General features: G+C 68.9%; 13 protein-coding genes (1 of these 13 cut by a window edge). All 13 read right to left on the bottom strand.

Annotation, left to right across the window (positions count from 1 at the left end; all coding sequences use genetic code 11):
• Window positions 1–8: 8 nt before the first annotated feature.
• Window positions 9–611: an OmpH family outer membrane protein gene (locus tag ACOGI9_RS05555; RefSeq protein ID WP_419858885.1), complete on the bottom strand. Its 603-nt coding sequence runs from the start codon at window positions 609–611 to the stop codon at window positions 9–11.
• A gap of 18 nt (window positions 612–629) precedes the next feature.
• Window positions 630–3059, bottom strand: a complete 2430-nt coding sequence (gene bamA, locus ACOGI9_RS05550) for an outer membrane protein assembly factor BamA (protein WP_419858884.1) — start codon at window positions 3057–3059, stop codon at window positions 630–632.
• A complete protein-coding gene (locus ACOGI9_RS05545) occupies window positions 3056–5545 on the bottom strand; it encodes an ATP-dependent Clp protease ATP-binding subunit (RefSeq protein ID WP_419858883.1) in 2490 nt (829 codons plus the stop codon). Before ACOGI9_RS05545 ends, bamA begins: the two co-directional genes overlap by 4 nt.
• Window positions 5546–5602: 57 nt before the next feature.
• A complete protein-coding gene (locus ACOGI9_RS05540) occupies window positions 5603–6679 on the bottom strand; it encodes an ATP--guanido phosphotransferase (RefSeq protein ID WP_419858882.1) in 1077 nt (358 codons plus the stop codon).
• Complete coding sequence (locus tag ACOGI9_RS05535; protein ID WP_419858881.1) at window positions 6676–7170, bottom strand: UvrB/UvrC motif-containing protein; 495 nt, start codon at window positions 7168–7170, stop codon at window positions 6676–6678. The genes ACOGI9_RS05540 and ACOGI9_RS05535 overlap by 4 nt, the downstream gene beginning before the upstream one ends.
• A gap of 32 nt (window positions 7171–7202) precedes the next feature.
• Window positions 7203–7907 carry an ABC transporter ATP-binding protein gene (locus ACOGI9_RS05530; protein ID WP_419858880.1) on the bottom strand — a complete coding sequence of 235 codons (705 nt, stop codon included), beginning with the start codon at window positions 7905–7907 and terminating at the stop codon, window positions 7203–7205.
• Entirely contained in the window at window positions 7904–9256 is a 1353-nt protein-coding gene (locus ACOGI9_RS05525) for an FtsX-like permease family protein (RefSeq protein ID WP_419858879.1), read from the bottom strand. Before ACOGI9_RS05525 ends, ACOGI9_RS05530 begins: the two co-directional genes overlap by 4 nt.
• Window positions 9253–10869 carry a lysine--tRNA ligase gene (lysS, locus tag ACOGI9_RS05520; RefSeq protein ID WP_419858878.1) on the bottom strand — a complete coding sequence of 539 codons (1617 nt, stop codon included), beginning with the start codon at window positions 10867–10869 and terminating at the stop codon, window positions 9253–9255. Before lysS ends, ACOGI9_RS05525 begins: the two co-directional genes overlap by 4 nt.
• Window positions 10866–11979, bottom strand: a protein-coding gene (gene prfB, locus ACOGI9_RS05515) for a peptide chain release factor 2 (RefSeq protein ID WP_419858877.1) whose coding sequence is annotated in 2 segments (ribosomal slippage) — window positions 10866–11903 and window positions 11905–11979 — 1113 coding nt in all. Because the reading frame shifts where the segments join, the coding sequence is not laid out codon by codon here. Before prfB ends, lysS begins: the two co-directional genes overlap by 4 nt.
• A gap of 127 nt (window positions 11980–12106) precedes the next feature.
• Window positions 12107–12703 (bottom strand): RNB domain-containing ribonuclease, encoded by a 597-nt coding sequence (locus ACOGI9_RS05510; RefSeq protein ID WP_419858876.1) that lies wholly within the window; start codon window positions 12701–12703, stop codon window positions 12107–12109.
• Window positions 12700–14013 (bottom strand): ribonuclease R family protein, encoded by a 1314-nt coding sequence (locus ACOGI9_RS05505; RefSeq protein ID WP_419859242.1) that lies wholly within the window; start codon window positions 14011–14013, stop codon window positions 12700–12702. Before ACOGI9_RS05505 ends, ACOGI9_RS05510 begins: the two co-directional genes overlap by 4 nt.
• A gap of 116 nt (window positions 14014–14129) precedes the next feature.
• Window positions 14130–14303, bottom strand: a complete 174-nt coding sequence (locus ACOGI9_RS05500; protein WP_419858875.1) for a Trm112 family protein — start codon at window positions 14301–14303, stop codon at window positions 14130–14132.
• Window positions 14303–14699 carry the end of a GTPase Era gene (gene era, locus ACOGI9_RS05495; protein WP_419858874.1) on the bottom strand. It continues 500 nt past the right edge of the window, so the window shows 397 of its 897 coding nt (coding positions 501–897); its start codon lies beyond the right edge, outside the window; the stop codon is at window positions 14303–14305. Before era ends, ACOGI9_RS05500 begins: the two co-directional genes overlap by 1 nt.

Below are 14699 nucleotides of genomic sequence, written 5' to 3'. Positions count from 1 at the left end.
CAGCCGGATTAGCTGCCGGGCGTGGCCGACAGGGCGGCGAGATCGACGCCGAGACGCTCGAGCACCGACGTGGTGATGTCGAGCGAGGTGTCCGCCGCCACCACGCCCGCGGCGACATCGAGTACGATCGAGTAGCCGCGTTCCGCCCGGATCTCCTCGATCACCTCGTTCACGCGGACCACGATCGGTTCGAGCAGTGCCGCGCGACGCCGGTCCAGTTCCACGTTCAGTTCCTGCTGTCTCGTTGCCGCCTCCTGCTGCTTGTCGCGGATCTCCTGCTCCTTCTGCTGGCGACCCGCCGGGTCGAGCAGGGACTGCTGCTGCTGGTATGCCGTGATGAGAGAGTCGATCTCCGCCGCGAAGGCGTCGAGCTCACCCTCGAACTCGACGGAGAGCTGCTGAAACGCCGCGCCGGCCGAATCGGCGCCGGGCGCGACGGGGAGGATCGCCTGCGTGTTCACGTAGACGATGGGCGTCCCCTCGGGGGGCAGCGGGACGGCCTCCAGCACCGGTGGCGCCCCCGCCGGCTCCTGCCCGGCCAGAGGGCCCGCGAGCAGCGAGCCAAGCGCGACCAGCGCCGCCGGCCCCGCGCCCCTGTGAATCCAGTTCATGTCGGTATCCCTCTCGGTTCAGAACACACGTCCGAACTTGAAGTGCAACTGCCAGCCCGGATCCGGTCGGCCCAGGATGTCGCGCCGGTCGAACCCGTATGCGTAGTCGAGGCCCAGCGGACCGAACGGCGTCACGAGACTCGCGCCGATCCCGGCCCCCACCAGGAGATCCGTCGGGTTGAGCTGGCTGGCGTCCAGCCAGACGTTCCCCGCGTCCATGAAGGCGCTCATGAAGATGCTGCTCGTGAGCTTGATCCCGAAAGTCACCCCGGTCCGGAAGAACGATTCTCCCACGCGGTCGAGGTCGCTGAAGGGGGCGTTGTCCGGGATGTGCCCCGACGGTGTGATCGAGGCCTCGTCGTACCCTCGTAACTGGATCCCCGCCTGCGTGCCCCCCGCGTAGTAGCGTTCGGTGAAGAACGGATTCCGGCCCAGGATGAGCCCCGCCTCGAAGCTGAGGCCGAAGGTGAGTTCGATGGGGGGGCTCGTGCTCCCCGGCCCTCCGCCGAGCCGGCCCACGGGCACGAACCACTCGCTCGTCAGATCGAGCTTCTGGTAGTTCCCGTCGCCTCCCAGAAAGCCGCCCGTCTGCCGGAACGCGATCTGGTTGCGGGCGCCGGCGGTCGCGAACAGCGGATTGTTCCGGCTGTCCTGGACCAGGCGCCCGGAGAGCGTGGACCGCAGGCCGGAGAAGAGCGAGAACCGCCGCCCGATCACGTTCGTCGTGTCCAGCCCCCGCACGTCGTCGTCGAAGAGCGAGTAGCCGACGAACACGCGCGTGTTCCGTATCCCGAAGATGGGGACGCCGACCTCGGTCAGGCCGCCCCTCTGGCGGCGGTCCCCGAGGCTGAAACCGGTGAACTGGTCGCGCGAATCCCGGAGCGAGACGTTGGCGGAGTAGTGGCTTCCGAGGACTTCCGGATCAGAGTAGCTGATGTCGAGGTCCCGCTGCCGGCGGCCGAAGATCCAGCGCAGGCTCCCCGTCTTCGCGAGCCCGAAGAGGTTCGGCTGCGTATAGCCGATGAACCCCGCGAGCCCCGTGTAGCCGGAGGCCGTGATCCCGAAGTTCAGCGTCCCCGTCTGCTTCTCCTGGACGCGCAGCGAGATGTCGATGTCCCCGTCCGGGCGCGGCCGGATGTCGATCGCCTCGTCCGGCGGCAGCGGCTCGAAGAAGTTCAGCCCCTGGATGTTCTGGAACGACTGGATCAGGCGTTCCTGCGAGTACACGTCGCCGGGGAAGATGAGCAGGCGGTTCCGGATCACACGGTCGTGCGTGGCCGTGTTCCCCTCGATCGCGATCTCGCGGATATAGCTCCGCGGGCCTTCCTGGATCACGAGGTGGGCCGTGACGCGGGGCGCCTCGCCCTCCGGGACCTCCACGCGCCGCACGTCCGGCGTGACGCGGGACCCGAGGTATCCGTTGTTGCGGTACAGGTCGCCGAGGTCCGCCGGAGAAGCGTAGAAGGCGGTGAAGTTGAAGGGCGGATACTCCTCGTCCCCTTCGGCCTCGTGCTGGCCGCGGCGGACGATGGGCTCGATCGTCGCGAGCGGGAAGGCGCGGTTCCCCGTGATCCTCAGGTCCTCGAGCAGGTACCGGGCGCCCTCCTCGACGCGGATCTCGATCCGGCCCTTCCCGGTCAGGCGGTCCGATATGACCGTGTCGCCGAGGACCTCGAAGTCGAGAAAGCCGTTCGCCCGGTAGAACTCCGGGAGCCGCTCCGTCAGGTCGCGCCGGAACTCATCCTTCTTGAGCTCGCCCGAATCGAACCAGAAGAACCCCTCCTCGTCCGTGGCCATCGCCGCCCGCAGGTCCGCGTCCGTAAACGCTTCGTTCCCCTCGAACGTGATCGCGGTGACCCCGAGCCGCGGCCCTTCGTCCACGTCGAACACGACGAGAAGGTCGCGCGGAAACGCCGGGTCCGGACGGATGAGCGTATCCACGCTCGCGGTCGGGAATCCCTCGTTCGACAGCAGTTCGAGGAGCGTGACGCGCGCCCGCCCGATGCGGCTGGGGTCGAGCGGGCTGTTGCTCGCGAGGCCGATCGTGTCCCGGATGACATCCTCGTCGACCCGCTCCAGTCCGCGGAACGCGTACTGCGTGATGTAGGGCCGTTCCTCCACGCGGATGTAGAACACGCCGCGCTCGGGATCCTCCGACTCCTCCACGCCGATCTCGACGTCCGAGAAGTCTCCGGAGCTGAACAGGCGGCGGATCGCGTCCTGGATCTGGGGCTGCCGCACGACGTTGCCCGCGCGGAGCCCGCTCCGGGTGATGATGATGTTCGCGGAGTGGCGCTCGTTCCCCACCACCACGACCGAATCGACGCGGACGGACGACTGGTCGAGCTGAAGCTGCGCCGCCGCCGGCTCCGCCGCGGAGAGCCCGAGGACGAGGCCCGTCAGCCACAGTCCGCCCGCCGCTCCGGCAGGCGGCCGTCGGCGGTTCATTTCGCCGAGGACGTCGTGGGCGTGGCAAACACCAGGCTGTCCTCGTCGTCGGCGATGTCCACCCGGATCCGGTCGCCGGGCTCGAAATCGGCCATCAGGATCCGCTCGGAGAGCGCATCCTCGACGTGCCGCTGAATCGTCCGCTTGAGCGGGCGCGCCCCGAACTTCTCGTCATATCCGCGGTCCACCAGGAAACGGATCGCCGCATCGGTCAGCTCCAGCTCGAGCCTCTCCTCCGCGAGGCGCTTCTGCACCTCCCTGAGCTGGATGTGCACGATCTCGCCCAACTGCTCCTTCGACAGCGGATGGAAGACGATCGTCTCTTCGACCCGGTTCAGGAACTCGGGCGTGAACACGCGGTCGATCTCGTCCGACACCCGTTCCCGGATCCGGTCGTAGTCGATCCCGCCCTTATCCTCCGTGAACCCCACGCGCGTCGAACTGCCGATGTCCCGGCTGCCGACGTTCGACGTCATGATGACGACAGTATTCTTGAAGTCGATGACCCGGCCGTAGTTGTCCGTGAGCCGGCCCTCGTCGAGGACCTGGAGGAGGATGTTGAAGACATCGGGATGCGCCTTCTCGATCTCGTCGAGCAGGACCACGCTGTACGGCCGCCGCCGGATGGCCTTCGTGAGCGCCCCGGAGTCTTCGTAGCCGACGTAGCCCGGGGGCGCGCCGATGAGACGGCTCACGGAGAACTTCTCCATGTACTCCGACATGTCCACGCGCACGAGCGCGCTCTCCTCCGCGAACAGGAAGCGCGCCAGCGCCCGCGCCAGTTCCGTCTTCCCCACCCCCGTCGGACCGCAGAATATGAAGCTCCCGATGGGCCGGTTGGGGTCCTTCAGGCCCGCCCTCCCGCGGCGGATGGCGCGACTCACCGCCTCGATGGCCTCGTCCTGCCCGACGACGCTCTCGTGCAGTTCGTCCTCCATGCGGAGCAGCCGGTCCGTTTCCGCCTCCCGCAGCCGGGTCACGGGGATCCCCGTCCAGCGGCCCACGATGAAGGCGATGTCCTCCTCGTCGACCGTGGGGCGGAACTCGGCCCGCGCGCGCTCCCATTCGTCGCGCCGGCGCTTGATCTCCTCCTGAACCTCCTTCTCGCGGTCCCTCAGGTAGGCGGCGCGCTCGAAGTCCTGGTCGCTGATCGCCTGGTCCTTCCACTCCGCGAGTTCCTCGAGCTTCGTGTGGAACTCCTGCACCTCGGCCGGCGGCACCTGCGCGGCGAGCCTCGACCGCGCGCCCGCCTCGTCGATCACATCGATCGCCTTGTCCGGGAGAAAGCGGTCCGTGATGTAGCGCTCCGCCAGCCGGGCGGCGGCGGAGAGCGACGGATCCGGGATCTCCACGTTGTGGTGGTCCTCGTAGTACTTCCGCAGACCCTGGAGGATCTCGACGGTCTCGTCGATCGTCGGCGCTTCGACGATCACGGTCTGGAAGCGGCGTTCGAGGGCCCCGTCCTTCTCGATGTACTTGCGGTACTCGTTGAGCGTGGAGGCGCCCACGCACTGCAGCTCGCCCCGGGAAAGGGCCGGCTTGAGCATGTTCGACGCGTCGATCGCGCCTTCCGCCGCGCCCGCGCCGACGAGCGTGTGCAATTCGTCGATGAAGAGGATGACGCCCTTCGCCTGCGAAGTCTCGTTGACGATCGCCTTGAGCCGCTCCTCGAACTGCCCCCGGTACTTCGTGCCGGCGATGACCGCCGCCATGTCGAGCGCCAGGACGCGGTGCCGCTTCAGGCTGTCCGGCACGTCGCCCCGCTGGATGGCCTGGGCGAGCCCTTCGACGATCGCCGTCTTGCCCACTCCCGGCTCGCCGATGAGCACGGGGTTGTTCTTCTTGCGGCGCGAGAGGACCTCCATCATGCGCTCGATCTCGCCCAGCCGTCCGATCGTCGGATCGAGTTTCCCCTGCCTCGCGAGCTGCGTGAGGTCGCGGCAGAAATGGTCCAGCGCCGGGGTCTTCGACTTCTTGTCGCCCTTCTTGCCGGACGAACTCGCGGGATCGGAGACGGAGGCCGTGGCGGGCGTGCCGCTGGCGGGCATGTCCGTCCCGAGCAGCTTCAGCGTCTCGGCCCGCGCGCCGTCGAGCCCTATGCCGGCCTCTCCGAGCACCTTCGCCGCGAGCCCCTTCTCCTGGCGGAGGAGCCCGAGCAGGAGGTGCTCCGTCCCCACGTAGGTGTGGTTGAGTTCCTCCGTTTCGGCCATGGCGTGCTCGAGCACGTTCTTCGCCTGCGTCGTGTAGGGGAGTTCGCCGATCGACGAACTGCTCTTCCCCGTCCGGATGTTCCCCTCCACGAGCCGCTTCAACTCGTCGAGGTCGGCGGAGAGGTTGGCCAGAACGGCGGCGGCGACGCCCTCCCCTTCGCGGATCAGGCCGAGGAGGATGTGCTCCGTACCCACGTAATCGTGCTTGAGGCGGATGGCTTCCTCGCGCGCCATGGCGAGCACCTTCCGAACACGATCCGTGAAGTTGTAGTTCATCCGAGCCTCATGTGGCGCCGACGCGACGGCCGGCGTCGTGACCGGTTCGATCCCGTGCTACGCAAGGGCTCTTCGAACGTAGCTCGCGCGGAACGCGTCCGCATCCGCCTCGTCGAGCCGCCGCCCGGCCGCGCGCGCGAGATGGGCGGTCTGGGCATGGATCATCATGCGGCTGATCACGTCTACCCGAGGCGATTTCAGAAGTTTCAGCGAGATGCCGAGACGGACTCCGGAGAGGAGGTTCATCATCTCCTCGAAGGGCAGGCTCCTCGCGTGACACAGGATGCCGTAGGCGCGCCAGACCTTGTCCTCGAGCACGTTCGGCGCCTCGCGCAGCAGGACGGCCCGCGCCTGCTTCTCGTACCCGATGACGCGCCCGACCAGGCGTTCGAGCTGGTCGATCAGGTCCTCCTCGGTCTTCCCCAGGGTCGTCTGGTTCGAGATCTGGAACAGGTTCCCCACGATCCTCGAACCCTCTCCGTATAGACCCCGGTAGGTCACGCCGAGTTGCCCCATCCCCTCGAGCACCTTGCGGATCTGACGGGTGAGGACGAGACCGGGCAGGTGGATGAAGACGGAGGCCCTCAGCCCGGTCCCCACGTTGGTCGGGCAGGAGGTGAGGAAGCCGAACTCCTGGTGGAAGGCGTACGGAAGACGCGCCCCCATCTCCTCGTCGAGCTGATCGAGGTCGCGCCATGCGGCCGCGAGCTGGAAGCCCCCGCGCAGCGTCTGCAGCCGGAGGTGATCTTCCTCGTTCACCATCATCCCGAGCGTCCGTGCCCGGGACAGGGCGAGGCCCGCGCCGCGACGCGGTCCGGCGTCCGGTTTGCCGATGAGTTCCTTGCTTACGAGGCGCCGCTCGAGCAGGAGGAGGCGGTCCACCCGGTCGAGGCGCGAGATCTCCCAGAAGTCGGCCTCCTGGAGCACGCCCGCGGCCTCCGTCGCCGCCCGCGCCTTCTCGAGCAGGGCTTCGCGTTCCTCTCCGGTCGCGTGCGCCGAGAACGAATACCCCTGGAGGTTGCGGGCGAGGCGTACGCGACTCGAGACGACGATGTCTCCGTCGGGCCCTTCGTCATCCAGCCAGTCGAGACCGTGGGTCCCGATGGGCGGTGCGGCCGCGGGCCCGTCCGTCACGAGACCTCCGTCAGCGCGTGGATCGCGTCCCTGAGGTCCGCCGCGGATTCGAAGTCCTCGATTTCCACCGCGCGCTCGAGCCGTCGCCGGAGGGTGGAGAGGCGGACCTGCTCCGGGTCCGCGTCCGGGGCCGTGCTCACGTACACCTTCCCCATGTGCTGCGAAGAGCCGTGCACGCGGCGGAGGAGCGCGCGGAGCTGGCGGTGAAAGTGCGCGTAGCACTGCGGACAGCCCAGCCTCCCGGACTTGCGGAAGTCGCCGGCCCCGGTGCCGCAGTACTCGCACGCCTCTCCGGCCTCGTCGAACAGCGTGTCCCCGGCGCTCCCGCCGAGGTGCGCGAGCAGGTCCGCCATGGGCGCGGATCCGCCGCCGGCCGACACCCCCTTCAGCGTCGCGCACGTCGAACAGAGATTGAGCGTACGCATCTCGTTGTTCTCAATCTCCGTGAGCGTGATCTTCGCCTTGCGCTCCCCGCAGTTCTCGCAGTCCATCCCGTTTCTCCGTTACGTCGCCCGGCGTTCCATCACGCGGCGACGAGCGCCCCGCTCTCGATGCGCAGCACGCGACCCGCGCGACCCGCCAGTTCGCGGCTGTGCGTCACGACGACCAGCGCCGCCCCGTGTCCGTCCACCAGTTCGAACAGCAGGTCGTGCAGGCGCAGCGTCGCCTCGGCGTCCAGGTTCCCGGACGGCTCGTCCGCCAGCACGAGCGGCGGCGCGTTCGCCAGCGCCCGCGCCACCGCGACCCGCTGCTGCTCGCCCCCGGAGAGGCGGCGCGGCCGGTGGCTCGCCCGTTCCGCCAGCCCCACCTGCGCCAGCAGTTCGGCGGCCCGGTCCCGGGCTTCCTCCCGCGACGCCCCGGCGATGAGCCGCGGCAGCATCACGTTCTCCAGCGCCGTGAAGTCGCGCAGCAGGTGGTGGAACTGGAACACGAAGCCGACGAACCGGTTCCGCAGTTCGGCCAGCCGCTCTCCCCCGAGTTCCGACACCCGCTCGCCCCCGAGCCAGACGTCTCCCGCCGTCGGCCGGTCGAGGGCGCCGAGCAAATGTAGCAGTGTGGACTTCCCCGACCCACTCGGACCCACGATCGCCAGGGCGTCTCCGGGGTCCACGGTCAGGTCGATCCCCTTCAGGACGGGGAGGAGACCGCCATCGGGGCTCGGAAAGGTCCGCTCCAGTCCCACCGCCCGCACCGCCGACGCCGCGCTTCCGTCGCGATGCGCCGTCATTCGTGCCGGATGGCGTCGACCGGCGCGAGCGCCGCGGCCTTTCGCGCCGGGTAGATCGTGGCCAGGTAGGAGATGAGGAGCGATCCGAGGATGATCAGCGTGACATCGAGCGGCGCGAGCGAGATCGGCAGCCGGTCGATGAAATACACGTCGCTCGGCAGGGAGATGAACTCGTAGCGGGACAGCGCCCAGGCGAGGCTGGCGCCGAGCGCGGCGCCGAGGGTCGTGCCGACGACGCCGATGAAGAGCCCCATGTTCGTGAACACCCTCCCCACGCTGCCGGCGCTCACCCCCATCGAGCGGAGAATGCCGATCTCGCGCGTGCGGTCCGCGACCATCATCACGAGCGTCGAGACGATGTTGAACGAAGCGACGAGGACGATGAGGATGAGGACGACGGCCATGCCGAGCTTCTCGAGCCGGAGCGCGGAGAAGAGGCTCCGGTTGAGTTCCTGCCAGCCCTCTACCCGGTAGGGCCAGCCGAGCGCCTCCTCCAGGCGCGCGGACACTTCCGTCGCCTCCCACGGGTCGCTCACGTCGAACTCGATCCCGGTCACGGCGTCGCCGAGTCCGAACAGCGCCTGCGCCTCGGCGAGCGGGGCCATCGCAAGCTCGTCGTCGTACTGGTAGAGGCCCGTCTGGAAGATCCCCGTGACCTCGAAGCGTCTCAGCGAGACCGAGAGCCCCGCGGCGGACAGCGTCGCGTCCCGGGTGGAGGCCGCGGCGATGAGCTTTCCCTGATAGAGGCCCATCCTCTGGGCGAGACCCCGTCCCACCACGATGCCCGGGTTGCCGGATTCGGTCGGCCCGAAGGGCGGTTCCCCGATGATGAGGTGCTCCATGAGCCCGGCGATCCGCATCCCCTGCGGGTCGTCCGGGATCCCCCGCAGGACGACGGACTCGTTGTACCGGTCGCCTTCCTGGGTGAGGATGACGTTGTTGAAGGCGAACGGGGCGGCCGCGACCACGTCGTCATCCTGCCGGACCCGGTCGAGGACCGCTTCCCAGTCGGCCATCTGGAAGCCGCTGTCGAGTTCCATTACGTGCGCGTGCGGACCGCCGCTGAGGATCCGGTCCCTCAGGCTCTCCTGGAGGCCGTTGAGGACGCCGATCACGACGATGAGGGCCATTACGCCGACGGCCACGCCTCCCACGGCGAGACTCGAGATGAAGGCGACGAGCCTCGAGTCCTTCTCGTCCACGGTGCCGGCGCCCGCGAGGGGCCGCCACGGCCGGCGGAGGAAGCGGCCGACGGCGCGGACCCCCCCGAAGAGCGACATGCGGCGTCCGGTCCCCCGCAGATAGCGCCGGGCGACGAAACGCTCGAAGCGCCCCCGCCCTCCGCTCACGAGCGCCCCTCCTCGGGACGGAGGATGGGGAAGAGGACGACGTCGCGAATCGAAGTCTGTCCCGTCATCAGCATCACGAGGCGGTCGACCCCGAGCCCGAACCCGCCCGTGGGCGGCAGCCCGTATTCCAGCGCCCGTACGTAGTCCTCGTCGATCTCCATCGCCTCCTGGTCGCCCGCTTCCCGCAGCCGTTGCTGCGCCGCGAACCGGTTCCACTGGTCCGCCGGGTCGTTGAGCTCGCTGAACGCGTTCACGAGTTCGAAGCCGCACGCGATGACCTCGAAGCGCTCCGCGAACGCCGGCTCGCCCCGCTTCGGCTTCGCGAGCGGGCTCATCTCGATCGGGTGACCGTACACGAAGACCGGGTTCGTGATCCGGCCTTCGACCAGGTCCGAGAACAGGGCGTCCAGCATCTGCACGCGGGAGAGTTCGTCCGCGTCGGCGCGCCCGGTCTCCCTTGCCAGGGCGCGGAGATCCTCGTCTCCCGCCTCCCGCGGATCGAGTCCGGTGGCCTCCGAGAACGCCTCATCCCACCGGACGCGGGCCCAGGGGGCGGCGAGGTCGACGACCGTCCCCTCGTATGTGAAGCGCGTCGTCCCCATCACCTCCCGCGCGACGTCGCCGATCATCGTCTCCGTGAGCCTCATCACGTCCTCGTAATCGGCGAACGCGAAGTACAACTCGAGCATCGTGAACTCGGGGTTGTGCGTGCGGTCGATCCCCTCGTTGCGAAAGTCGTGTCCGATCTCGTACACGCGGTCGAGATTCCCGACGATGAGCCGCTTCAGGTAGAGTTCATCGGCGATCCGCAGGTACATCTTCCGGTCGAGCCGGTGGTGGTGGGTGGAGAAGGGCCGGGCGAGCGCCCCGCCGTAGAGCGGCTGCAGGATCGGAGTCTCGACCTCGAGGAAGCCGCGTGCGTCGAGCCAGCGGCGAAGTTCCGTGACGACTCTGCCCCGGATCCGGAACACCTCGCGGACGTCCGGGTTCACCGCCAGGTCCGCGTACCGCTGCCGGTAGCGCGAGGCCTGGTCGCTGAACACGCTGTGCACGACGCGCCGCCCGTCCTCGCCGACCTCCTCCTTCCCGAACGGGAGCGGGCGGAGGGTCTTGGTCAGGAGGGCCAGCGATTCCGCGCGCACGGTGACTTCTCCGCGCCGGGTCCGGAAAACGGCCCCCTCGACCCCGATCCAGTCCCCGAGGTCGAGCAGATCCATCAGCGCGGACCCCTCATCGCCCAGGAGGTTGCGCCGCATGTGGATCTGCAGCCGCCCGTCGCGGTCGCCGATATGCGCGAAGGCGCTCCCTCCCAGATCGCGGTAGGAGAGGATGCGCCCCGCGACCCGGACCCCCTCGAGCTCGGGAGGGTCCCCCCCGTCCGCTGCCTCTTCGGCGACCGCCTCCGCCTCCTCGAACGTGGCAAAAGCCTCGCGCAGCTCGTGGGAACGGTCGAAGGCGCGGCCGTAGGGTTCGACGCCGAGTTCGCGCAGCCGGGCGAGTTTCGCGAAGCGGTCCCTTACCGGCTTCGGCCGCTCGGTCGACGCGTACCAGCAGGCGGTACAGACGCCGTCCCGGAGTCCGGGGGTGCCGGAGCCGCAGGAGGGGCAGTTCACGTGCCCGTCTTGCCGGATTCCTGGAGAAACGCCTGGATGAACCCGTCGATCTCGCCGTCGAGCACGGCGTCGACGTTGCCGACCTCGAGGTTCGTCCGGTGGTCCTTGACCATCTTGTAGGGCTGCAGGACGTAGGACCGGATCTGCCGACCCCACTCGATCCGCGTCTTCGCCCCCTCCAGTTCGGCCCGGCGCGCTTCCCGTTCCTCGACGGCCCGCTGGTAGAGGGCGGCCTGCAGCATCTTCATCGCCTTGGACTTGTTCTTGTGCTGGCTGCGCTCCTGCTGGCACGAGACGACGATACCCGTCGGCAGGTGCGTGATGCGCACCGCGGAGTCCGTCTTGTTCACGTGCTGCCCTCCCGCCCCGGAGGCGCGGAAGGTGTCGACCCGGAGATCCTCGTCGTTGACCGCGACCTCGATGTCCTCGTCCACGACCGGATAGACGAAGACGGAAGCGAAAGAAGTGTGGCGGCGCCCCTGCGAGTCGAAGGGGGAGATGCGCACGAGGCGGTGGACGCCCCGTTCCGCCGAGAGGTACCCGTAGGCGAACTGACCATCCACATCGAGCGTGGCCGACTTGATCCCCGCTTCCTCGGCCGGAAGGAGGTCCATCACCTCGACCTTGTAGTCGTGCTGTTCCGCCCAGCGCAGGTACATGCGCATGAGCATCTCCGCCCAGTCCTGCGACTCCGTCCCGCCGGCGCCCGGGTTGATCGTGACGAGCGCGCTGCGGTGGGCGTCCTCCCCCCGCAGCATGTTCCGGGACTCCAGGCGGGCGGCTTCGATCTCCGTCCGTTCGAGCCCCGCCTCGAGTTCCGCCTCCAGCTCGGCGTCGTCCTCCTCTTCGAGCAGAAGCGCCATCTCGAACAGGTCGTCTACCCGGGCGGAGCAGTCGCCCCATGGACGGGTCCAGCTCTTGAGGAGGTTCGCCTCGCCGATGACCTCTTTCGCGCCGTCGCGGTCGTTCCAGAAGTCGGGGGCCGCCATCTTCTTCTCGAGTTCCGCGATGCGGATCAGCTTCCCGGGGATCTCAAAGATACCCCCGTAGCTCATCGAGCCGGCTGCGCAGCGCCTCCGCGCGTTCCTTTCGTCTCGCCAACTCCGTCATTTCCGGCTCCCGTCCCTCCGCTCGCGCGTCAGGTCCGCATGGGGTGTGATGCGTGTGGTGCCTCGGAACCGCACCGGCCGTAAATAGACCACGTTTCCCCGCCGAAGGCGAACTTTCCGGGACTGCGTCACACGAGTGTCGGCGGCGGCGTGACGAGGTCGAAATCGATCCGTCGCGCGTCGCGATCCACGCGGACGACCTGAACCTCCACGGGATCGCCCAGGCGGTAGTTCGTCCGCGTGCGACGGCCCCGGAGCGCGTGTTTCGCCGGATCGTATGCGTAGCGGTCCCCCGCGAGCCGGCTCACGTGGACGAGTCCCTCGATGTCGTACGCATCGAGCCGGACGAAGAAACCGAACCGGGCCGTGGCGCTGATCGTGCCCTCGAAGTGATCGCCCACGTGACGGGCCATGAACTCGACCTTCTTGAGCTCCACCGAATCCCGCTCCGCCCGCGCCGCGTTCTCCTCGCGCGCCGAAGCGTGCCGGGCCGTCGCCGAGAGCCATTCCCGGTCGATGTCGCGAACGGTGCGCGGCTCCGCGAGCCACCGGGACAGTTGCCGGTGGACGACGAGGTCCGGGTACCGGCGGATGGGCGATGTGAAGTGGAGGTAGGCGGGGGAAGCGAGCCCGAAATGGCCCTCGTTGCCCGTTTCGTAGCGTGCCTTTGCGAGACTCCGGAGCACCTGAACCGAGATGACCGGCTCCTCCACCCTGCCCTTCACCGCGTCGAGCAGGCGCTGGAAATCGCGGGGGCGCGCGTCCCCCGGGGGAAGGAGAATCCGAACTCGGCCGCCAGGAGACGCAGCGTGTCGAGCTTCTCCGGGTTCGGTTCTCCGTGGATGCGGTAGAGTACGGGCACCCCATTTTCGAGCGCCCAGTTCGCCACCGCTTCGTTCGCCGCGATCATCAGGTCCTCGATGAGCCGGTGCGCGTCGAACCGCTCGCGCCGCCGCACGTCGACGGGAGCCCCCTCCTCGTCGAGTACGACACGGGACTCCGGCAGGTCGAAGTCCAGGCTCCCGCGCGCCCTGCGCCGCCGACGGAAGCTCCGGCTCGCCTCGAGCAACGCCCGAAGATCCTCGCCCAGGCCGGGATCCCGCTCCGTCGCCGGCGTCCTGGCGCCGTCCAGCGCTTCCTGCGCCTCCTCGTAGGAGAGCCGGTGCGCGCTTCGGATGACGGCCCGGGCAAAGCGCGTCCCCTGGAGCGCCCCCCGGCGATCGACGGTGAGGAAGGCGGCGAGCGTCAGCCGGTCTTCGCCGGGCACGAGGGAGCAGAGGTCGCTCGACAGCGCGTGGGGGAGCATGGGCAGCACGCGATCCACCAGGTACACGCTCGTGCCACGCTCCCAGGCCTCCGTGTCGAGCGGATCTCCCTCGCGCACATAGTGGGACACGTCCGCGATGTGAATGCCGATCCGCGCCCCGCCCCCCGCGAGACGCGCGATGGAGATCGCGTCGTCGTGGTCGCGGGCGTCCACGGGGTCGATCGTGATCACGCGCTCGCCCCGGCAATCCTCCCGCCCCGCGAGATCCGCCGGCCGGATCCCCCGCGCGACCAGGGCCGCCGCCGCTTCCTCGACGGCTTCGGGGAACGCATCCTCGATCCCGTAGCCGACCTGGATCGCGAGCACCTCCACGCCGGGATCTTCGGAGGGCCCTAGCACACGTTCGACGCGGCCCGCCGGGCCGGGACCCTTTTCTCCCCAGTCCGTGACCTCCACGACCGCGAGATCGCCGGATTCGGCCTCTCCGCGGTCGCGCGCCGGGATGAATACGTCGATTCCGAGCTTCGGCCGGGTCGCGGCGAGCCAACCGTGCCCGCGCTCGCCCCGGAAGACGCCGACCACATGCCGATGGGCCCGGTCGAGCACCTCGACGATGGTTCCGCGAGGTCCGCGCCGTCCGCGGTCTTCGATCCGCACGGCGACGCGGTCGCCGTCCACGGCGGTGCCGAGATCGCGGGCGCGGACGAAGACGTCGTCGCCCCCCTCGTCCGGAATGACGAAGGCCGCGCCGCTCTCGATCCGTTGCAGCCGTCCGCTGACCGGCCGTCGACCCCGGGAGCGACCGCGGCCCCGGGATCCTCCGCGGCCTCCGGATCGGCTGCGGCCCCCCGGTCGGCCGCGGCTGCCGGACCGGCCGCGGGCGGTCAGAGAGGCTTCGCCTCGTCGATGAGCATGATGGGGATCCCCTCGTCGACCTCGAACTTCAGGCGGCAGGGGTGACAGAGCAGGGCTTCCTGGCCTTCGCCGGCACGGTACTCCAGCTCGCCCTTGCACTTCGGGCAGACGAGGATCTCAAGCAGTCTGTCGTCGAGGGGCATCAGTTCTCCCGCGGGGGCACCCGGAATCCGAGCACCCTAAGGTGGTGCGTTTTCTTCCGCCAGTTCGGGAGGACCTTGACGCGCAGCCGGAGGTAGATCCGCCGCCCGAGGAAGCGTTCGATCTTCCGGCGGGAGCGGGTCCCCAGCTTTCGGATCGTCCTTCCGCCGGCCCCGACGACGATTCCCTTCTGGGATTCCTTCTCGACGTGAATCAGGGCCTCGATGTAGGTGGGTTTCCCCCCTTCCCGGTCGCGAAACTCCTCGATCCGGATGGCCACCGCGTACGGGACCTCATCCGCCAGCTCCTCGAGACACGTCTCACGGATCATCTCTGCGACGAAGTGCCGGACCGGTGCGTCGGAGAGTTCATCCACGGGATACAGGGGCGGTGACTCC

This window comes from Candidatus Palauibacter irciniicola, from assembly GCF_965208695.1.
In the GTDB taxonomy this organism is placed as follows: domain Bacteria; phylum Gemmatimonadota; class Gemmatimonadetes; order Palauibacterales; family Palauibacteraceae; genus Palauibacter; species Palauibacter irciniicola.
Note: the sequence above shows the minus strand (reverse complement) of the source record. Positions and strands in the feature narration are given on the sequence as shown.